This window comes from Caulobacter sp. GW821-FHT12F03, from assembly GCF_058806855.1.
The window spans coordinates 48,184-67,797 of record NZ_JBXAQC010000007.1; the positions used below are offsets into that span (position 1 = coordinate 48,184).

Annotated in this window: 24 protein-coding genes; 7 read left to right on the forward strand and 17 right to left on the reverse strand. The window is 69.8% G+C overall.

Annotated elements, in window-relative coordinates; all coding sequences use genetic code 11:
- Position 1: 1 nt before the first annotated feature.
- Both AC1RN0_RS15490 and alr read left to right on the forward strand, forming a co-directional pair.
- Complete coding sequence (locus AC1RN0_RS15490) at positions 2-760, forward strand: energy transducer TonB (RefSeq protein WP_492788359.1); 759 nt, start codon at positions 2-4, stop codon at positions 758-760.
- Positions 761-807: 47 nt separating this feature from the next.
- Entirely contained in the window at positions 808-1,848 is a 1,041-nt protein-coding gene (gene alr, locus AC1RN0_RS15495; RefSeq protein ID WP_492788360.1) for an alanine racemase, read from the forward strand.
- Positions 1,849-1,851: 3 nt separating this feature from the next.
- On the opposite strand, the gene AC1RN0_RS15500 is transcribed toward alr, so the two are convergent.
- Entirely contained in the window at positions 1,852-2,499 is a 648-nt protein-coding gene (locus AC1RN0_RS15500; RefSeq protein WP_492788361.1) for a Yip1 family protein, read from the reverse strand.
- Between the two features lie 163 nt (positions 2,500-2,662).
- On the opposite strand from AC1RN0_RS15500, the gene radA reads away from it, so the two are divergent.
- From radA to AC1RN0_RS15520, 4 genes are read left to right on the forward strand one after another with little or no spacing between them, the layout of a single operon-like run.
- The gene (gene radA, locus AC1RN0_RS15505; protein WP_492788362.1) at positions 2,663-4,024 is read left to right on the forward strand and encodes a DNA repair protein RadA; all 1,362 of its coding nucleotides are present in this window, start codon (positions 2,663-2,665) and stop codon (positions 4,022-4,024) included.
- The gene (locus tag AC1RN0_RS15510; protein WP_492788363.1) at positions 4,015-4,632 is read left to right on the forward strand and encodes a CvpA family protein; all 618 of its coding nucleotides are present in this window, start codon (positions 4,015-4,017) and stop codon (positions 4,630-4,632) included. Before radA ends, AC1RN0_RS15510 begins: the two co-directional genes overlap by 10 nt.
- Positions 4,629-6,122: an amidophosphoribosyltransferase gene (gene purF / locus AC1RN0_RS15515; protein WP_492788364.1), complete on the forward strand. Its 1,494-nt coding sequence runs from the start codon at positions 4,629-4,631 to the stop codon at positions 6,120-6,122. The genes AC1RN0_RS15510 and purF overlap by 4 nt, the downstream gene beginning before the upstream one ends.
- Complete coding sequence (locus AC1RN0_RS15520) at positions 6,119-7,099, forward strand: bile acid:sodium symporter family protein (protein WP_492788365.1); 981 nt, start codon at positions 6,119-6,121, stop codon at positions 7,097-7,099. Before purF ends, AC1RN0_RS15520 begins: the two co-directional genes overlap by 4 nt.
- On the opposite strand, the gene AC1RN0_RS15525 is transcribed toward AC1RN0_RS15520, so the two are convergent.
- Positions 7,096-7,476, reverse strand: coding sequence for a VOC family protein (locus AC1RN0_RS15525; RefSeq protein WP_492788366.1), 381 nt, complete (start codon positions 7,474-7,476; stop codon positions 7,096-7,098). The two genes, AC1RN0_RS15520 and AC1RN0_RS15525, sit on opposite strands and share 4 nt — an antisense overlap.
- Before the next feature lie 115 nt (positions 7,477-7,591).
- Between AC1RN0_RS15525 and AC1RN0_RS15530 the strand changes: the two genes are divergently transcribed.
- Entirely contained in the window at positions 7,592-8,344 is a 753-nt protein-coding gene (locus AC1RN0_RS15530) for an SDR family NAD(P)-dependent oxidoreductase (protein WP_492788367.1), read from the forward strand.
- A gap of 145 nt (positions 8,345-8,489) precedes the next feature.
- Here AC1RN0_RS15530 and der read toward each other — a convergent pair whose 3' ends face one another.
- The 15 genes from der to AC1RN0_RS15605 all read right to left on the reverse strand — a co-directional run bounded on the left by der (position 8,490) and on the right by AC1RN0_RS15605 (position 19,606).
- Positions 8,490-10,154 carry a ribosome biogenesis GTPase Der gene (gene der, locus AC1RN0_RS15535; RefSeq protein ID WP_492788368.1) on the reverse strand — a complete coding sequence of 555 codons (1,665 nt, stop codon included), beginning with the start codon at positions 10,152-10,154 and terminating at the stop codon, positions 8,490-8,492.
- Positions 10,155-10,268: 114 nt separating this feature from the next.
- Positions 10,269-11,639 (reverse strand): PQQ-binding-like beta-propeller repeat protein, encoded by a 1,371-nt coding sequence (locus AC1RN0_RS15540; protein WP_492788369.1) that lies wholly within the window; start codon positions 11,637-11,639, stop codon positions 10,269-10,271.
- Positions 11,636-12,397 carry a tetratricopeptide repeat protein gene (locus tag AC1RN0_RS15545; protein ID WP_492788370.1) on the reverse strand — a complete coding sequence of 254 codons (762 nt, stop codon included), beginning with the start codon at positions 12,395-12,397 and terminating at the stop codon, positions 11,636-11,638. Before AC1RN0_RS15545 ends, AC1RN0_RS15540 begins: the two co-directional genes overlap by 4 nt.
- An 89-nt stretch (positions 12,398-12,486) precedes the next feature.
- Positions 12,487-13,314, reverse strand: coding sequence for a 3-methyl-2-oxobutanoate hydroxymethyltransferase (panB, locus tag AC1RN0_RS15550; protein WP_492788529.1), 828 nt, complete (start codon positions 13,312-13,314; stop codon positions 12,487-12,489).
- Positions 13,315-13,329: 15 nt separating this feature from the next.
- A complete protein-coding gene (locus AC1RN0_RS15555; protein ID WP_492788371.1) occupies positions 13,330-13,713 on the reverse strand; it encodes a hypothetical protein in 384 nt (127 codons plus the stop codon).
- A complete protein-coding gene (locus AC1RN0_RS15560; protein WP_492788372.1) occupies positions 13,706-14,284 on the reverse strand; it encodes an RNA polymerase sigma factor in 579 nt (192 codons plus the stop codon). The genes AC1RN0_RS15555 and AC1RN0_RS15560 overlap by 8 nt, the downstream gene beginning before the upstream one ends.
- Before the next feature lie 29 nt (positions 14,285-14,313).
- Entirely contained in the window at positions 14,314-14,703 is a 390-nt protein-coding gene (locus tag AC1RN0_RS15565; protein WP_492788373.1) for a DUF6249 domain-containing protein, read from the reverse strand.
- Positions 14,704-14,820: 117 nt separating this feature from the next.
- A complete protein-coding gene (locus tag AC1RN0_RS15570) occupies positions 14,821-15,120 on the reverse strand; it encodes a hypothetical protein (protein WP_492788374.1) in 300 nt (99 codons plus the stop codon).
- On the reverse strand, positions 15,117-15,629 hold the full coding sequence (locus AC1RN0_RS15575) for an RNA polymerase sigma factor (RefSeq protein ID WP_492788375.1): 513 nt from the start codon (positions 15,627-15,629) through the stop codon (positions 15,117-15,119). The genes AC1RN0_RS15570 and AC1RN0_RS15575 overlap by 4 nt, the downstream gene beginning before the upstream one ends.
- A 3-nt stretch (positions 15,630-15,632) precedes the next feature.
- Positions 15,633-16,079 (reverse strand): hypothetical protein, encoded by a 447-nt coding sequence (locus AC1RN0_RS15580; protein WP_492788376.1) that lies wholly within the window; start codon positions 16,077-16,079, stop codon positions 15,633-15,635.
- A gap of 4 nt (positions 16,080-16,083) precedes the next feature.
- Positions 16,084-16,281, reverse strand: coding sequence for a hypothetical protein (locus AC1RN0_RS15585; protein WP_492788377.1), 198 nt, complete (start codon positions 16,279-16,281; stop codon positions 16,084-16,086).
- Positions 16,282-16,380: 99 nt separating this feature from the next.
- On the reverse strand, positions 16,381-16,806 hold the full coding sequence (locus AC1RN0_RS15590) for a hypothetical protein (protein WP_492788378.1): 426 nt from the start codon (positions 16,804-16,806) through the stop codon (positions 16,381-16,383).
- Positions 16,807-16,892: 86 nt separating this feature from the next.
- A complete protein-coding gene (locus AC1RN0_RS15595; protein ID WP_492788379.1) occupies positions 16,893-17,246 on the reverse strand; it encodes an ArsC family reductase in 354 nt (117 codons plus the stop codon).
- Between the two features lie 69 nt (positions 17,247-17,315).
- Complete coding sequence (locus AC1RN0_RS15600; protein ID WP_492788380.1) at positions 17,316-18,437, reverse strand: dipeptidase; 1,122 nt, start codon at positions 18,435-18,437, stop codon at positions 17,316-17,318.
- Between the two features lie 95 nt (positions 18,438-18,532).
- Positions 18,533-19,606, reverse strand: coding sequence for a sensor histidine kinase (locus AC1RN0_RS15605; RefSeq protein ID WP_492788381.1), 1,074 nt, complete (start codon positions 19,604-19,606; stop codon positions 18,533-18,535).
- Positions 19,607-19,614 lie beyond the last annotated feature (8 nt).

Genomic DNA, 19,614 nt, shown 5'->3' on the forward strand with positions numbered 1-19,614 from the left:
CATGAACGTCAGATTTCTTGCGTCCGCGTTGGCGGTCTTGCTGGCGGCGCCGGTCGCCTCGATCGCCGCCGAGCCCGCGGCGCCCCCCGCCCTCGCGACCCCGGCCGCGACTCCAGCCGCGACGACCGAAGAAGCCGACATCGCGGCCGCCAAGGCCAACCTGGCGCGCGTCAAGATCAAGCCGAAGTGGGTCAGTGGCGAGGAGGCAGCCTACCCGGAAACAGAACGACAGGCCGGACATTTCGGGGCGGTGGTGATCTCCGGCGTGCTGGGCGTGGACGGGCGGTTGCATTTCGCCAAGGTCGCCAGGAGCAGCGGCGCTCCAGTCCTCGACGACCTGGCGCTCGCCGCCGCCAGGACGGCGGTTTTCGAACCCGCCAAGGACGCCGACGGCGCGGCGATTCCCATTCCGATCAGCTTTCCGCAGGAATTCTACAGCTACAAGGCCGCCGGTCCGGGCGGCGGAATCCTGCGCTATTCCTGCAAGCAGTTCGCCGCGGACATGGACTGGTGGCGATCGGCGCATCCGGACGCGAAATGGAGCGACCTGGAGCTGTACAGCATGATGGTCGGGGTCGGCGTACTCGCCCGCGGCGGCCTTGGCGGCATGGACGGCGCGGGCCTGAAGGCCACCCTCGCCGATTTCGAACGACGCTGGGTCGCCGCCATCGACAAATGCCGGGTCAAACCCGACAAACGCTTCATCGACATGCTGCAGCCTGAAGGCCGGATCGCCGAGGCGATGGCGCAGCCGCGCTAGCTTTGTCCGCTTGACCCCGCCCCCCCAGCGCCCTTACGCCGCAGCGGATGACCGCAGCCCGCCTGACCCTCGACCTGGACGCCCTCGCCCGCAACTACGCGGTGCTGCGGGACATGGCCGGTTGCGAGGCCGCGCCGGCGATCAAGGCGGACGGCTATGGGGTCGGCGCCCTTGAGGCCGGCCTGCGCCTGTGGCGCGAAGGCGCGCGCAGCTTCCATGTCGCCCGGCTGACCGAGGGCGAGGCCCTGCGCCTCGCGCTCGGTGAGCGGCCGGCGACCATCTATGTGCTCGACGGCCCGACGCCCGGGTCTCGCAGCCGTCTGATCGACGCCGACCTGACGCCGGTGATCAACAGCCTGGACCAGGCCGCCGCATGGTCCGGGCCCGCGGCCATCCATATCGACACCGGCATGAACCGGCTCGGCCTGACCCTGGCCGAGGCGCGAACCCTGTGCGCCCGCCCGCGGGTGCGGCTGGTGATGAGCCATCTGGCCTGCGCCGGGAAGCCGGACCATCCGATGAACGCGCTGCAGCTGGCGCGCTTCCGCGACGCCCGGGCCCTGTTCCCCGAGGCGCCGGCCAGCCTGGCCAGTTCAGGCGGCATCTTTCTGGGCCGGGACTACTGTTTCGACCAGGTGCGGCCGGGCATCAGCCTGTTCGGCGGCGGCCCGCACGACCGGCCGGACGGCCGCATCAGCACCGTCGCCACCCTGGAGGCGGAAATCCTGCAGCTGCGCCAGGTCCCGGCCGGCGAGACCATCGGCTACGGCGGCGTCTTCGCGGCCGAGCGCGACCTGACGGTGGCCATTCTCGCCGCCGGCTATGCGGACGGCGTGCCCTGGTCAGCCTGTCCCAACGGCCAGGTCTGGTTCGAGGGCGCGCGCCGGCGGATGGTCGGCCGGGTCTCGATGGACATGATCGCCGTCGATCTCACCGGCTGCGAGACCGCCGCGCCCGGCGCGCTCGTGGAGATCCTCGGGCCCAACCTGCCGGTCGACGAGGCGGCGGCGGCGGCCGGAACCACCGCCTATGAGCTGCTTACCCGCCTGTCGACCCGCGCCGAGCGGACCTGGCGCGGCGCGGTCTGAGCCCTAGTGGAAGGCCGCGGCGCCCATCACCGCCGCCCCGGTCGCCCCCATCCCGGCCATCATGACCACGGCCCCGGCGATCCAGCCGATGACCATCTGGATCAGCACGGCCACGATGATCGACACGGCCACGAAGCCGAGCGCCTTGGTCTCCGGCACCTTCATCAGCTTCGGCAGGCCGAGATAGAACAGGTAGAGCGAGTAGAGCCCGCCCGCGAAGGCGATCAGCCAGCCCAGCACCGGCACGAACACCAGCGCTCCGCCCACCCAGGAGGCGGTCGCCCCGTAGATCACGGCCTTGAAGGCCTGGATCTGGTTCGGCGTCCCGTCGAAGCTCGAGGCCAGCGAGTCGACCACCCGGGCGAAGACATAGATCCCGACCAGCGACAGGCCGTACTGCACGACGGCCCAGACGATCGACCCGAAGAAGCTGAATGCCGCCAGGTGACCCATCAACGGCGACAGGGCGAGATTGCCGAGCAACCCGGCCGCCGCCGGCAGCGCCGCGAGGATCATCGCGTAGCGCGTATAGAGCCCGTTCAGCGTCGCCGGCTCGGTGTCGATGACCTCCCAGGTCGGCTTGGGCCGAAGCAGGATGTCCTGCACGCGCTGGACCAGATTTGAAGAATTTCCGCCTTCGATAACGCTCATCGCGATACCCCCTTTGTCGGCTTCAGATCCCCCAGAGTCGGAAGCCTAGCGGAGCCGGCGCGTTTTGCGACACACGGTTCCGCGAACAGCCGGCCGTCGATGGGCCGCGCGGCCGGACCGGTTTGCCGGTATTGTGCACCCTGTCCCCGAATCAGGAGTCCGCATGGCCCGCGACGGCGCCGTCTATGTCTGCCAGGCCTGCGGCGCGGCCCAGTCGAAGTGGGCCGGCCAGTGCCCGGCCTGCAACGCCTGGAACAGTCTCGTCGAGGAGGTGACCTCGCGCGCGCCGGGATCGCTGACGCCGTCCAGGGCGACCAAGACCCGCGGCCTGGCCTTCGAGGGCCTGCAGAGCGAGACCCCCGCCCCGCCGCGCATCGCCACCGGCGTCGACGAGTTTGACCGCGTCTGCGGCGGCGGCGTGGTGCCCGGCAGCGCCATCCTGATCGGCGGCGACCCCGGCGTGGGCAAGTCGACCCTGATGCTGCAGGTGGTCGCCCAGGCCGCCCTGCGCGGCGTGAAGTGCGCCTACATCTCCGGCGAGGAGGCCGTCGAACAGGTGCGCGGCCGCGCCGCCCGCATGGGCCTGGCCGAGGCGCCGGTGAAGCTGGCCGCCGAGACGGCGCTGCGCGACATTCTGGACGGCCTGAAACGGGAGCCGTTCGACCTCGTGGTCATCGACTCCATCCAGACCCTGTGGAGCGACGCCCATGAGGCGGGCCCCGGCTCGGTGACCCAGGTGCGCAACTGCGCCTCCGAACTGGTGCGGCTGGCCAAGAAGCGCGGCGTGGCGGTGATCCTCGTCGGCCATGTGACCAAGGATGGCCAGATCGCCGGCCCGCGCGTTGTCGAACACATGGTCGACGCGGTGCTCAGTTTCGAAGGCGAGCGGGGCTACCCGTTCCGCATCCTGCGCGGGGCCAAGAACCGCTTCGGCGCCACCGACGAGATCGGCGTGTTCGAGATGGGCGACTCCGGTCTGAACCAGGTGATCAACCCCTCGGCCCTGTTCCTCAACGAAGGCGGCGAGCGGGCGGCGGGCGCGGCGGTGTTCGCCGGAATCGAGGGCAGCCGCCCCGTGCTGGTCGAGTTCCAGGCCCTGGTCGCGCCCTCCGCCTACGGCACGCCGCGTCGCGCGGTCGTCGGCTGGGACTCCGGGCGGCTGGCCATGGTGCTGGCCGTGCTGGAATCCCGCTGCGGCCTCGCCTTCGGCAACAAGGACGTCTACCTCAACGTCGCCGGCGGCCTGCGCATCACCGAGCCGGCCGCCGACCTCGCCGCGGCGGCGGCCCTCGCCTCCTCGGCCCTCGACGAGGCCCTGCCGCAGGACTGCGTGGTGTTCGGCGAGGTCAGCCTGTCGGGCGAGGTCCGTCCCGTCGGCCGGGCCGAGACCCGCCTCAAGGAAGCCGCGAAGCTGGGGTTCAGACGGGCCCTCGCGCCGATGGGCGCGGGCGACACCCTGGCCGTGACCGGCGTGTCACGCCTGGTCGACGCCGTGACCCGGATCGGAGAGCAAAAGTGGAGCTGACGCAGTTCGACTTCATCGCCGGGCCGCTGCTGCTGGTCTCGGCGATCATCGGCTTCACGCGGGGCGCGACCAAGGAACTGATGACCGTCCTGTCGTTCCTGCTGGCGGCCATCCTGGCGGTGTTCGCCCTGCGGTTCACGGCCCCTGCGGGCAAGGCGCTGATCGATCCGGACTGGGCCGGCGTCGGACTGGCCCTTCTATTCGTCTTTGGCCTGACCTATATCGCGCTGCGACTGCTGGGCGCGAACCTGGAGAGCCGCGTCCGCGAGACGGCGACCATGGGCATGCTGGACCGGGCGGTCGGGACGGGCTTCGGCCTGGTCCGGGCGCTGGTCCTGCTGGGCGGGTTCAACCTGCTGTTCCACATGGCCACGCCCGCGGACACAGCGCCGCGCTGGGTGACCAGCGGCCTGTTCTATCCGGTGTCGGAGGCCTCGGGGCGGATCCTCAAGGCCTTCGCCCCGAACGGCTTCTCGGTGGCCCGGTCGGTGGCGCCGAAGGTCGAAAAGGCGGTCCGCGAAGGCGTCACGGCGCCCACGCCGGGCGAAAAGGGCTATGAGGCGCGCGAACGCAACGCCGTGGACGATCTGGTGGAGAAGACCCGATGACCGCTAGCCGCAAGAGCGACCGACAGGTTCACATCCCCGCCCGCGATCCCGACGACGATACGCTGCGGCTTGAGTGCGGCGTGTTCGGCGTGTTCGACACCAGCGACGCCGCCGCCGTGGTCGCGCTCGGCCTGCACGCCCTGCAGCATCGCGGGCAGGAAGCCTGCGGCATCGCCGCCTTCGACGGCCAGAGCTTCACCACCGAGCGGCACCTGGGCCATGTCGGCGACGCCTTCACCGGAGCGGACCTGGTCGACCGCCTGCCCGGCCAGTACGCCATCGGCCACACCCGCTACGCCACCGCCGGCGGCAGCGGCATCCGCAACGTCCAGCCGATGTTCGCCGACCTCGAGGCTGGCGGCGTGGCCCTGGCCCACAACGGCAACCTGACCAACTTCCTCGCCCTGCGCGACCAGCTGGTGTCCGACGGGGCCATCTTCCAGTCGACCTCGGACAGCGAGGTGATCCTCCACCTGATCGCCCGCTCGCGGAAGGCGCGGGTCGTCGACCGGTTCATCGACGCCATCGGCCAGATCGAGGGCGGCTACGCCCTGGTCGCCCTGACGAACAAGAAGCTGATCGGCGTGCGCGACCCGCTGGGCATTCGTCCGCTGGTGCTGGGCGACCTCAACGGCAAGCCCGTGCTGGCGTCCGAGACCTGCGCTCTCGACATGATCGGCGCGACCTTCGTGCGCGACGTCGAGCACGGCGAGATGGTCGTCATCTCCGACACCGGGGTGGAGAGCCTCAAGCCGTTCCAGACCGGCAAGGCCCGCCCCTGCGTGTTCGAATACGTCTACTTCGCCCGTCCCGACAGCGTCGTGAACGGCCGCTCGGTCTATGGCGTGCGCAAGCGCATGGGCATGCGGCTGGCCGAGGAGACGCCGGCCACCGCCGACGTGGTCGTGCCGGTGCCCGACAGCGGCGTGCCGGCCGCGCTGGGCTACGCCCAGGCCAGCGGCATCCCCTACGAACTGGGCATCATCCGCAGCCACTTCGTCGGCCGCACCTTCATCCAGCCGACCCAGAGCGTGCGCGAACTGGGCGTGCGCATGAAACACAGCCCCAACCGCGCGGTGCTCGAGGGCAAGCGGGTGGTGCTGATCGACGACTCGATCGTACGCGGCACCACCAGCCGCAAGATCGTCCGCATGGTCCGCGAGGCCGGCGCCACCGAAGTGCACCTGCGCTCGGCCAGCCCGCCGATCATGTGGCCGGACTTTTACGGCATCGACATGCCCGACCGCGACAAGCTGCTGGCCGCGCGCAAGTCGCTGGCCGAGATGACCGCCTTCCTCGAGGTCGACAGCCTGGGCTTCCTGTCGGTCGAGGGCCTGTACTGGGCGCTCGAGGCCGGCCCCCGCGATCCGGACTGTCCGCAGTTCACCGACCACTACTTCACCGGCGACTACCCGACCCGCCTGCTCGACCGCGAGATCGCCGAAGGCGGCGACAACGGCCGTCAGCTGTCGTTCCTGGTGAGCGCGTGAGTCAGAAGGGTCCGGGCTGGCTGAAAACCCTCCGGCCCGACCCCTACATCGTCGCCATCCTGCTGATGGTCGTGCTGGCCAGCCTGCTGCCGGTGCACGGCCAGGGCGCGGTGTGGTTCGGCTGGCTGACCAAGGCGGCCATCGCCCTGCTGTTCTTCCTGCATGGCGCGCGGCTGCCCCGGGAATCCGTCATCGCGGGCCTGGTCCACTGGCGACTGCATCTGGCGGTGCTCGGCTCGACCTTCCTGCTGTTCCCGCTGCTCGGGCTGGGCATCATCCAGCTGCCGCCGTCGATCCTGCCGACCCAGCTGGCCGCCGGGGTGCTGTACCTCTGCCTGCTGCCCTCGACGGTGCAGTCATCGATCGCCTTCACCTCCCAGGCGCGCGGCAACGTCGCGGCGGCCGTGGTGGCGGCCTCGACCTCGAACCTGCTCGGCGTGGTGCTGACGCCGCTGCTGGTCGGGCTGTTCCTGCACACCCAGACCGGCGGCCTGTCGCTCAAGGCCGTGCAGGACGTGGCCGTGCAGATCCTGCTGCCGTTCGCGGTCGGCCAGCTGGCAAGGCCGTTCGTCGGCGGCTGGGTGGCGCGGCACGCGAAGCTGGTCAGCTACACCGACCGGGGCTCGATCCTGCTCGTGGTCTACGGCGCCTTCAGCGCGGCGGTCGTCGGCGGCCTGTGGAAGCAGGTCAGCGGCCGTGAGCTGGCGGTGCTGCTGGCGATCTGCGTCGTGCTTCTGGCCGTGGTGCTGACCGCCACCCTGATGCTGGCGCGATCGATGAAGTTCTCCACCGAGGACGAGATCGTCGTGGTGTTCTGCGGCTCGAAGAAGGGTCTGGCCACCGGCGTGCCGATGGCCAGCATCCTGTTCCCGGCGGCCAGCGTCGGCTTCATCGTCCTGCCGGTGATGCTGTTCCACCAGATCCAGCTGATGGCCTGCGCGGTGATCGCCCAGCGCTACGCGGCGCGCGAAACCTAGCCCTCGTTCAGCATCAGGGCGTTGCCGTCGGGGTCGTTGAAGAAGGCGATCTTCGACTTGCCGTCCGGCGAGGTCCAGACGCCCAGCGCGTCCTGGCCCATGCCGTCGTAGATGTTGAACGTCACGCCCTTGCCGCGCAGGGTCTCGACGGTCGCGCGGCAGTCCGCGACCTGCCAGCCCAGCACCGGATGCTCCGACGGCGCGTGATCCTTGATCACCGTCAGCCGCAGCAGGGCGCCGTCCAGCTGGACATAGTCGCCGTAGCCGTCGCTTGAGTGGAGCGCGAAGCCGAGCGTGTCGCGATAGAACCCCAGGGCGCGCTCGCGGTCGGTCGTGTAGACATAGGCGATCGGCGTTCCGGAAAGCGGCTGGGTCATCGCGGGTCTCCCGTTGGGCTCGCGCCAGCCTAGCAGAGGCCGGACGCGGCCCGGAAGGGCTCGCCGAACCATTGCGGGAGATGACCTTTCGCCGATGACCCGCTAGAAGCCCCGCATGGATTCCCTTCCCCTCAAGGACCGCATCGCCCTGGTCACCGGCGCGACCCGCGGCATCGGCTATCAGGCCGCGCTCGGCCTGGCCCGGGCCGGCGCCCATGTCATCGCCCTGGGCCGCACCCAGGGCGCGCTCGAGGCGCTGGACGACGAGATCTTCGCCGCCACGGGCGAGCACGCCACGCTGGTGCCGATCGACCTGAAAGAGCCCGACGGCCTCGACGCCCTCGGCGCCCACATCTTCGAGCGCTTCGGCCGGCTCGACGTGCTGGTCCATTCGGCGGCCATCCTCGGTGCCCTGACGCCGACCGGCCACATGGACATCAAGCGCTGGGACGACGTCGTCGCCGTCAACCTGACGGCCACCTGGCGGATCATCCGCTCGTTCGAGCCGCTTTTGCGGGCCTCTGACGCCGGCCGGGCGATCTTCCTGACCTCGGGCCGCGCGGTGCGGCCGAAGGCCTTCTGGAGCGCCTACGCGGCCACCAAGGCCGGCATGGAGGCGCTGGTGCGCTGCTGGGCCGACGAAATGGAGGAGACGGCCATCCGCGCCGTGCTGCTCGACCCCAACACCATGCGCACGAAGATGCGGGCCGAAGCCTATCCGGGCGAGGACCCCGCCACCGTCACCGACCCGGCCGAGATCGCGCCGCTGGTCGTGCAACTGGCCCAGGCCGATCTCGGCCAGCCGGACACGACCGTGCTGTTCAGCGAGTGGAAGGCCGCCGGCGGGGCGCTGCCGGCGAACGGCTGATCGTCGGGGACTGGCTAAGCTGTCCCTTGGGACTGCTTGTCCTGTCCCCTGGCTGCGACGCCCGGAAGACAAGGAAGACCGGGGACAGGTTATCCAGTCCCGAGGGACAGGATAACCTGTCCCCTTACGGCTCCCCTTACGGCTCCTACGACTTCTTCCCCGTCCGCGTCGTCGGCCGGGGCGGACGCCCCTTCACCGAGCCGCCGCCGCGCAGTTTCTGGATGCCCGGGCGCGAGCCCTTGGCGCCCTTGGCCTTGGTGAACTTCAGGGCCACGGCGGCGCGGGCCTTGGCGGCCTTGACCCCGGTCAGCTTGACGACGGTCTTCTTCACCGGCTTGGGCTTGACGATGCCCGCCTCGGCGTTGGCGATCTCCTCGGCGCGGGCGGCCTTGGCCTCGGCGGCGAGCGCCATGGCCTTTTCCTTCTTGATCAGGCCGCCGGCCTGGTAGGACGGCGCCCCGCCCTTCGCCTCGCCCTCGGCGTAGGGGTTCTTGTTGCTCTTCAGCGTCAGGCGGATCGGCACGCCGGGCAGGTCGAAGCTCTCGCGCATCGAATTGACCAGGTAGCGACGGTACTGCTCGGGCATCTGTTCGGCGCGGCTGGAGAACAGCACGAACGTCGGCGGACGGGCCTTGGTCTGGGCCATGTACTTGGGCTTGATCCGCTTGCCGCCGACAGCGGGCGGCGGGTGCCGCTGGATGGCCATGGCCAGCCAGTCGTTGAGGTCGCGGGTCTTCACCTTGGTCGACCAGTTCTCATAGACCTTGGCCAGGGCCGGCATCAGCCGCTCGACGCCGCGGCCGGTTTCGGCCGACAGGGCGACGACGGGCGTGCCCTTGACCTGCGGCAGCATGCGCTCGGCATGTTCCTGGAACGCCTTCAGCCGCGCCTGCGGGTCCTCGACGAGGTCCCACTTGGCCAGCACGAACACCAGGGCCCGGCCTTCCCGCTCGACCAGGTCGGCGATCTGCAGGTCCTGGATTTCGAACGGGTGGGTCGCGTCCATCACCAGCAGCACGACCTCGGCGAAGGTGATGGCGCGGATGGAGTCGGAGGTGGAGAGCTTCTCCAGCTTCTCCTGAACCTTGGCCTTGCGGCGCAGGCCGGCGGTGTCGACCAGCCGGATCTTGCGGTCGTTCCATTCCCACTCGACCGAGATGGCGTCGCGGGTGATGCCGGCCTCTGGGCCGGTCAGCATGCGGTCCTCGCCGATCAGGCGGTTGACCAGGGTCGACTTGCCGGCGTTCGGGCGTCCGACGATGGCGATCAGGATCGGCTTGTCGGAGGAGTCCTCCTCGTCACCCTGGAAACCGATCTCGGCGTCGTAGCCGGCCAGCAGGGCGTAGAGGTCGGCCATGCCCTCGCCGTGTTCGCCGGAGATGGCCAGCGGCTCGCCGAAGCCGAGCGACCAGGCCTCGGCGATGCCGGTGTCGCCGGCGCGGCCCTCGGCCTTGTTGGCGGCGAGGATCACGGGGCGCTGATAGCGGCGCAGGATGCCGGCGAAGATCTCGTCGCCCGGCGTGATGCCCTCGCGGGCGTCGACCAGGAACAGCACCACGTCCGCTTCCTGGATGGCCAGTTCGGTCTGGGCGCGCATGCGCGCCTCCAGGCTGTCGTCGTCGACGTCCTCGAAGCCGGCTGTGTCGATCAGGGTCAGGTCAAGATCGCCCAGGCTGCCGCTGGCGAAGCGGCGGTCGCGGGTGACGCCGGGCCGGTCATCGACGATGGCGAGCTTCTTGCCCGCCAGCCGGTTGAACAGCGTGGACTTGCCGACGTTCGGCCTGCCGACGATGGCGAGTTTGAGGGGCATGCGGACTTCTTAAACGACTTCGGCCGCGCCCCGGAGTGGAACGCGGTCACAGGATAGCAGACACGGCGGAAAAAGGGCGGCGCGGCCTGCGGGGCCGCGCCAATACCACCAAACCTAGCGGATCGCCACCAGTTCACCCTTGTCGGTCACGACATAGATCATGCCGTTGGCCGCCACGGGCGAGGTCAGCACCGCCGACCCGATCTTGATGGTCTTCAGAATGTCGCCGGTCTTCGGGTTCAGGGCGATGGCCCGACCGTCGGTCGAGACGACCACCAGGCGGTCGGACGCCAGCACCGGGCCGCTGAACAGGGCGCGGTCCTTGCTCTTCTTCACCCCGGCGTTGAGGTCCTTGATCCAGTAGACCTGGCCGCTTTCACGCGAGGCGCAGATCACTTCGCCGGCCTGGGAGATGACATAGACCACGTCGCCGGCGGGCAGCGGCGTGTCGATCGAAGCGACCGGCAGCGACCAGCGGGCCTGGCCCGTGCGCAGGTCGGTCGAGGCGAAGACGCCGCCATGGCTGGCGGCGTAGACGTCGCCCTGGTGGATCACCGGGCGGCCGGCCACGTCTCGGATCTCGGACAGGGCCGTGGTGCGGCTGGCCTTGGACAGGGTGCTGTTCCACAGCTCGTTGCCGTTGGCCGTGCTCAGCGCCACCACTTCGCCCGAGGCGAAGGCGGCCACGACCGAGTTGCCCGACAGCGCGGGGCTCGGCGAGGACAGAATGCGGGCCGGCTCGACCAGCGCCTGGTAGGTCCAGCCGGGCGCGCCGGTGGCGGTGTCGTAGGTCAGCAGTTCGTTGTCGGTGCTGACGACGAACATCCGGCCGTGGCTGACGACGGGCGCGCCGTGGATCGGCGAGTCGGTCTTGTGCGTCCAGCCGACCGCGCCGGTGGCGGCGTCGAGCTGGGCCACGACCCGGAAGCCCGACGAGGCGTAGAGCTTGCCGTCGGAGAAGGCGATGCCGCCGCCGAAGCCATCCTTGTCGCGCTTGGTGCGCGGATGGAACGACTTCTTCCAGACGATGGCGCCGGTCTGGGCGTCGATCGCGGCGATGTCGGTCGCGGCGTCCATCACATAGGCGCGGCCGCCGGCGATGATCGGGCCGGTGGTGATGTGGAACGCGCGGTCGGAGCCCTTGCCGAACCCGCGACGCCAGGCGATCTCGAAGTTCGGGGCCGCCTGCACGTTCTCGACGTTGAACTCGCCGAGGCCGCCCTGTTGCGGCCATTCCGCCTGCGGCAGCGCGGGCGGCAGGAAGAAGTCGGCGCCCTTGAGCGCTTCGGTCGCCTCGACGTGCTGGTCGAAGGCGATGATCGAGATGCGGCGGCCGTCGCCGGCGACTTCCTGAGGCTTGTCCTTCTTGGCGAAGGACGGCACGAGCTTGCCGGCCGCATTGCCGACAGCGCCCACGGTGGAACAGCCGCCGAGCGCCATCGCGCCGGCGACAAGGACGGCGACGCCGACGTTACGCGAGATCATTGAGGAGTTCCCTGGGCTTGCGGACCGCCGGGGCCCATCAGGCCCTCCGGCATCTGCGGAGGCGGCGGCGGCAGAAGGGCGGCGGCCTTGGCGGCGGCCGGGATGGCACCGGCGGAGCCGGAGTCGATCAGGGCGATGGCGGCCTGGGCCCGGCGACGCATGCCGTCGGACGCGCCGAGCACCTGCGAGAGATAGGTGAAGTCGGCCTTGGCCTCGGCGGGCTTGCCGGCCATGACCTTGGCGAAGGCGAGCGCCTCGCGCGCCTGGAGGCGATAGGGACGATTTTCTTCCATCAACGGGGTCAGCCTGCCCTCAAGATCCTTGTAGGGAGCCGTATCCAGAAGCGCCAAGGCGGATTTGAGGCGGGCCAGATCGCCGAGCACGGGATCGCTGGCGGCCTTGGCCGCCTCGTCCCACAGCTTGACCGCTTCGTCGGCCTTGCCGGCTTCCATGCGCATGCCGCCCTGGGCCATCAGGGCCAGCGCGCGGTAGCCCTTGGCGGGAGACTTGGCGACCTCGCCGAACTTGGCGTAGGCGCCGGAGGTGTCGCCCTGCGAGGCCGCCTCGAGCGCGGCCATGTAGGTTTCCGAGGCGGTGTCGGCCTGGGACTTCGAATAGGTGTCCCAGCCCCAGAAGGCGAGCGCCACGATCAGCGCGGCCGCGGCGACGCCGAGGACCCAAGGCAGGGCCCTCATCGCAAGGCTGCGATACCGCTCGATGCGGATCTGATCCTCGACTTCTTCAAAAACATCGACCACGAACGGGCGCTCCGCGAAATCCGCTGATTGAGGCTGCGGAACCTATAGGGTGAGCCGCGCCGCTGCAACGCGGCGTGACGCCAAGGTCCTCAGGACTTTTTCGAGAAGTAGGTCTCCGCCTCGCCCGGAAAGGTCCGGGCGCGGACGTCGTCGGCGTAGGACCGGGCGGCGGCGGCGATCTCGCCCTTCAGATCGGCGTAGCGACGCACGAACTTCGGGGTCCAGTCGAACAGGCCGAGCATGTCGTCGGTGACGAGAATCTGGCCGTCGCAGCCGGCGCTGGCGCCGATGCCGATGGTCGGCGGGGCGATGGCGGCGGTGATGTCGCGGGCCAGGGGTTCGGCGACTCCCTCGACCACCACCGCGAAGGCCCCGGCTTCGGCCGTGGCCCGGGCCTCGGCGAGAATCCGCGTGCGCTCGTCCTCGGTGCGGCCCTTGGCCTTGAAGCCGCCGTCGACCAGCACCGCCTGGGGCCGCAGGCCGACATGGCCCATGACCGGGATGCCGCGCTTGACCAGGTAGTCGATGGTCTCGGGCACGGTCGGGCCGCTCTCGACCTTCACCGCCTGGCAGCCCGTCTCCTTCATGATCCGGGCGGCGTTGGCGTAGGCCTCCTCCTTCGAGCCCTCATAGGAACCGAAGGGCATGTCGACCACGACCATGGCCCGCCGCGCGCCGCGCATGACGGCCTGGCCGTGCAGGATCATCATCTCCAGCGTGACGCCGACGGTGTTGGGCAGGCCGTGCACGACCATCCCGACCGAGTCGCCGACCAGCAGCAGGTCGCAGGCCTCGTCGAGGATCGCGGCGACCGGCGCGGTGTAGGCGGTCAGGCAGACTATGGGCACGCCGCCCTTGCGGGCGGCGATATCCGGCGCGGCGAGGCGGCGGACGGTCTCTTCACGATGGGCGGACAGGAAGGCCTCCTGCGGTTACTGGAACTCTTCCACCGCGCGGGTCACGGCGAACGCCAGCGCCATAACACCCAGAGCCGCCGCCAGCCACAGGGCCTCGCCGCCGAACGGCAGGGCCGAGATGTTCTCACCGGTGCGGACCAGCCCGTTGACGCTGCTGGTGAAGACCGCCGCGTTGCGCTGGGTGGCCTCGCCGGCGTCGAACAGCACGCGCGAGCCCAGAAGCTGGCTGACACCGACAAGACCCGCCACGAGGCCCGCCGCGCCGATGCCGACCTGGCGCAGGTTCCAGCCGCGGTCGAGGCGCATCTCGACCAGCCGGGCGAAAGCCTCGGCGTCGGGCATGACCGGGGGCTCGTTGAAAAGCCGGTCCAGCCGCATCTCGAAGTCGAGCTCAGGCATGACCTTCTCTCCCCGTCGGCTCGCCGTGCGCGCCTTCAGGCGGCGCAAGTCGGAGCCGGAGTTTATCCAGACCACGTTTGACATGGGACTTGACCGTTCCCAGAGGCGCATTCAAGGCCTCGGCTGCTTCGGCGTGCGAGACGCCCGCTCCGTAACAGAGCGACACGCACAGACGTTCCGCGGGCGACAGCGTCTTCATCGCCTCGTCCAGGTCGATGCGGGCGGCCGCGGACACCTCCCCGCCATGACTGTCCTCGATCTCTTCGGCCTCGACATCGAAGCGGGACTCCTTGCGCCAGCGGCGGACGTAGAGCCGGGCCGCGATCTTGCGGACCCAGGCCGAAAAGGTGCCCTCGCCGCGAAACTCCGAGACACGCTCGAAGGCCGCAAGAAAGGCGTCCTGCGCGATGTCGTCGGCCAGCGACGGCTCGGCGCCCATGCGCCGCAGCAGTCCCCGGACCGCCGAGCCATGTCGGCGAACGAGTTCGCCAAAGGCCGGCCGGTCGCCCGCCGCCGCGAGGGCGGCAAGCTCGACATCATGCAGACTGGCGGGTGTTCTGACCCCGGCCATGGTGGTGCGCTCCCCTTCCCCTGATCAGATCAGGGTTGCTTGGCTTTGTTGGGGTTGAAGAAGCTGAGGGCGATGTAGGCCAGGCCGATGATCGCCGGGATGGCGGCGACGCCGAGCATCGGATGATAGGCGTCCGCCTCCTCGTACCCGACGAAGAAACCCAGGGCGGCCAGACCGCCGGCGACGGCCAGCCAGATGATGCCGGTGCGCACGTCGCTCAGCGCCGTCGGCGCGACCTTCACGTTCTTGGTCATGGCGTCGATGATTTCGGGCGGCAGCGGCTGGCCCTTGTCGATGGCGGTGCGCAGCGTGGCCTGCATCTCGCGACGTTCGCGGCTCTTGAGCCAGGCCGGCACGACGACAATGGCGGTCACCATGGCGAACGGCGCCAGCGGAATCAGAACCTCAAGTCCTTGCATGATGGGTCTCTCCTCGATCTCGGGGCGAAGCGTCGATGCGTTCGCCTTCTGACTAGGTAGAGGCGCCGGCGGGCCCCAACGGATGCGGCCGGCTGGATGAAATCTTCGTAACGCGGATCAGGTCCGGGCGCGGCCCGGCTCCAGGCCCATGGTGAACAGCACGAACGCCGCCGTCAGGGTCAGCATGACCGCCACCGGCAACAGCAGCCGGGCCAGCGGCTCAAGCACCGCGCTGAGCGCCGGGGCGCAGGCCCACAGCGCCACCGCCGCCACAACCGCGAACACGGCGCTGGTGGTCAGTCGCAGGGTGAACTCCCGCTGCGCCACCCGGCGCATGACCGCGACCGAAAACACCGGATCCCGTTCGGCCACAGGCGTTTCCGCGAGAAATGCCGCAAGGCGTTGTTCGGCCGTCATGGTTGATCTCCCAGAACACTGAGCAGTTTATCCCGTCCGCGCGCGACATGCGACTTGATCGTCCCGAGCGGCAGCCCCAGAGCCTCGGCCGCCTCGCCGTGCGACCAGCCCTGGGCCATGCACAGGGCCACCGCCGCCCGCTGGTCCGCCGGCAACCGGGCCATGGCCGCCTCCAGAGCCATGCGGTCGGCGGGATCCAGACCGCCGCCCTGCCCGTCCTGCTCCTCGACCCAGTCGTGGTCGCGGCGGGCCGACCGGACGGCCGACCGGCGATAGGTCAGGGTCTTGCGCCAGGCGATGCCGTAGAGCCAGGGGCGGAACCCCTCATCGTCCCGCAGGCGGCCCAGACCCGACCAGGCGGTCACGAAGGCCTCCTGCGCGATGTCATCGGCGTCGGGCCCGGCGGCGCGGCGGAGGAAGCCCCGCAGGGCCTGCTGGTGGCGCTCCACCAGCCGCCCGAAGGCCGCCTGTGACCCCGCCCTGGCCGCCCGGACAAGCGGCGCGTCCATCGGTCAGTCCTGCGGCGGCCGCGTGGTCAGGGTCGCGACCAGCGTGGCGAGGAACATCGCGCCCATGACGAAGGCCACGATCGTGAAGGCCTCGCCCGCGCCGTAGATGTCGATGTACGAGGCATAGGCGAAGCCTGCCGCCAGCGAGCCGAACAGCACCACCCGGTACCAGCCGCCGAAGCCATAGGTCCGGCGATAATACCGGCGATAGCGGCGGTCGCGGCGGTCACGGGCGTCGTGCTCGTCCCAGTCGTCGGGGATCGGCGCGCTGAGCTTGTCGAGCAGACCCGCCGGCACCTCCTTGCCGCTGTCGGCGAACTTCTTGATCAGGTCGAGATTGTCGCGGTGCTTGCGGTAGTTCAGCCAGCTGTGCCAGGCGCCGGCGATGAACCAGGACAGCGGGAACAGCAGCCACCAGTAGGAGCGAAACAGGTCTTCAAAGGTGTTCATGGCCTTAGCCTCCGGTCCGGGCGCGGCCACCGAGCTTCTCGATCAGGCCGGCGGGGATGTCCTTGCCGCTATCGGCGAGGTGCTTGATCAGATCGAGGTTGTCACGGCGGCGCTGATAGTCGAGCCACCCGCGAAATCCGCCGATGATCATCCACGCCAGCGGAAACATCAGCCACCAGTACGAACGGAACAGGTCTTCCATGATCTTGCCTCCGGCCCCGGCGCGTCCTCGCGCCTTTCTGTGAGGTAGTCGCCGCCGACCGGCCCGGTGGATGCAGCGGAGGCGAAAAAGTTTCGGCCCTCAGCCCCGCGCCGCCCGCCTCGCCTGGATCCAGCCGCCGGCCAGGGTGCAGAGCGGCCCGGTCACCGCCACGGCGACCGCGTACCAGACAGGTCCCAGCCCGGTCGCCACCGCCGCCGCGATCCCCAGTCCGCCCGCCAGCGCGCCGATGACCGCGAGGGCCAGCGCATGCTTCATCGGCGCGCCGGGCGCGAGGCGGGCCGTCAGCCAGCCGCCGAGCGCGGTGAAGGCGCCGCGATAGGCCAGCGCCAGCAGGAACAGCAGCGGGCTCTCCATCTTCTGGTCGGCCGGTGGGAACACGCCGGTGGCGTGCATCACCGAGTCGCCGGCTGTGGACAGGGCCACCACCGCCATGAACCCGACCAGCACGGCCGCCACGCTGGTCAGCCAGCGCGGCGTCCCGCTTTTCACGTCCTTGTCCGCCATCGTCCTTCTCCCCCAGCGGCGGGCCCGGCCCGGACCCGCATCCTTGCCCATCCTTCGCCGCGATGCACCCCGGCGCGACGGCGGCGTCAGCCGAGCGCGAGGGCCGCGGCGTAGACCTCCGGCTTGAAGCCGACCGTCAGCGCGCCGTCGACGTCGAGCACCGGACGCTTGATCATCGAGGGCTGGGCGACCATCAGGGCGATGGCCTTCGCCTGGTCGAGACCGGCCTTGTCGGCGTCCGGCAACTTGCGGAAGGTCGTGCCGCTACGGTTCAGCAGCACCTCCCAGCCGACCTTCCCCGCCCAGCGCTCGAGCGTCGCCGCGTCGATGCCGACGGCCTTGTAGTCATGGAAGGCGTAGGCCACGCCGTGACTGTCCAGCCAGTCGCGGGCCTTCTTCATGGTGTCGCAGGCCTTGATGCCATGCAGGGTGACGGTCATTGCGGCGCCTGTCGGGGTGGGAGTGAACCTGTCCCTGCCCTAGCGCTTCCGGACGGCCGGCGCCACGGCTCAGCCGCCCCAGGCCTCGGCGTACAGCCGCATCAGGTTGCCGCCGAAGACCTTCTCGATCCGCGCCGGCTTCCAGCCGCGGGCGGTCAGGTCGTCGGCCAGCATGCGGAAGCGCATCGGGCTGTTGTAGGCCTCGACCCAGGTGAAGACGTCCGGCCCCTCGCCCGGCGCGGCGATCCCGGCGGCCGCGCGGCGCTCGTACTCGGCCCTGGTCTCGGCCCGGGTCTTGTCGTCGACGACCAGGGCGCTGGAGCCGCCGTCCGTGCCAATCGACACGTGATCCTCGCCGCAGACGTTCACCGCGTGCTCGAAGTGCCGGATCAGGTCCTCGCGGGTCGGTTTGCTGTCGGCGCTGAGGAACGGCATGAAATAGATGCCGGCGACCCCGCCCTTGTCGGCCATGGCCTTGAGTTCGGCGTCGGTGGTGTTGCGGGGGTTGTCGTTGAGGGCCCGGCAGCCGGTGTGGCTGATGGTCATCGGCCGGGTCGCGGCGGCGATGGCCTCGGCGATGGTCCGCTGGCCGCCGTGCGACAGGTCGAGCAACAGCTTCGCCTTCTCGATCGCGGCGATGGTTTCATGGCCGAGCTTCGACAACCCGGCGTTGGCCGGCTCCAGCGCGCCGTCGCCGCACAGGTTCCGCCGGTTGTAGGTCAGCTGGAGGATGCGCAGGCCCAGGTGCTTGAACATCGCCACCCGCTCCAGCTGGGGGCCGATGGCGGTGGTGTCCTGGAAGCCGGCGATGAGGGCGATCTTGCCGGCCTCTTTGGCGTCGACGATGTCGGACGCCTTGAGGGCGGGTACGAACAGGTCGCTGTTGTCGCTGATCAGCAGATCATTGTCGGCGAGGCCGGCGACCGACGTCTCGAAGGCGTCCGGGGTGTTGCCCGGCGGGGCGACCGTGACGTTGAAGGCGGTGATGCCCGAGCCGAACAGCTCCTTGCGCCCCCGGGGAGAGACGACCGTCGCGCCCTCGACATAGTCAGGGTCGGACGGGCCGCCGAGGCCGTCGATGACGATCATCCGCCGCCAGGCGTCCTCCGGAAGGCCGGCCGCCAGCGCCCTGACGGGCGAAAGCGCGAGCGGGCTGGCGGCGATCAGCGTCAGGAGCGTACGGCGGTCCATGGGGTTCTTCCTTCTGGCCGCGAACCCTGATCAGCCACCCCGGAACGGGCAAGTGAATTCCCGCTCATGTATCCTGAGGCCGGACGGCGGAAGGGTCAGTCCATCTCCGGCGAGGCGTCGGCCCGGGCGAAGAACACCGTCACCTTCATGCCCGCGCCGGGACTGGACTCGACCTCGACCGTGGCGTGCGCGTTCTGGCGCAGCGACTGCACGATCAGTACGCCCAGACGGCCGGGCTTGGGCCAGACCGCGCCCTCGGCGAGACCGACGCCGTCGTCGGAAATGATCACCCGGCAGCCGGTGTCGTCGATCAGGCTGTGCAGGCTGATCGTGCCGCCGTCCCGCCCGATGAAGGCGTGTTTCAGCGAGTTGGTCAGCACCTCGTTGACCACCAGGCCGGCCGGCATGGCGACGTTGATCGAGACCGGCCAGGTATCGACCTGCAGGTTGAGGTGGATGCCCTCGACCGCGTGCGCCTGCATGACCGCCGAGGCGATCTGGCTGAGATAGACGCCGAGGTCGACGCTTTCGCCGAAGGAGTCGTCCGACAGGGTCTGGTAGAGGATCGCCAGGGCGCCGACCCGGCCGGCGAGACGATCGAAGGGCTCCCCGTCCGTCTGGTCCGGCGCGTTGCGCGCCTCCAGCCGGATCAGCGCGGTGATCATCTGGAGATTGTTCTTCACCCGGTGCTGCAGTTCCTGCAGCAGGATGTCCTTCTCCTGGATTTCGTGCTCGAGCCGGGCGCTGTCGCTGCGTCGGACCTCCGCCAGCGCCACCAGCCGGAACATGGGTCGCCCCTCATCGTCCTGGATGATGTTCGACCAGGCGTCGACCGACAGGGCGTCGCCCTCGCTGTCCAGATCAAAGGCGCCGATGTAGTCCTCGTCGGCGGCGATGGCGTCGCTGATGTTGCGCCCTTCCGCCGCCGTGGCGATCACGTTCAGGACGCCCCAGGGCTTGCCCTGCACGGACGCCGCGGCCTTCCCGGTCAGGCGCTCGAATTCGAGGTTGGCGTAGGTCACGCGCTCGGACGGGTGGAGCTCGGCGACCGCCACGGCCAGCGGCATGTGATCGAGAAACTGCTTGAAGCGGTCGCTTTCCAGCGCCTCCGCCAGGTGCGGCGTGTCCAGCAAGGCGCCGATGGCGGGCCTGTCTTCGTTATCCGCCATCAACCGAT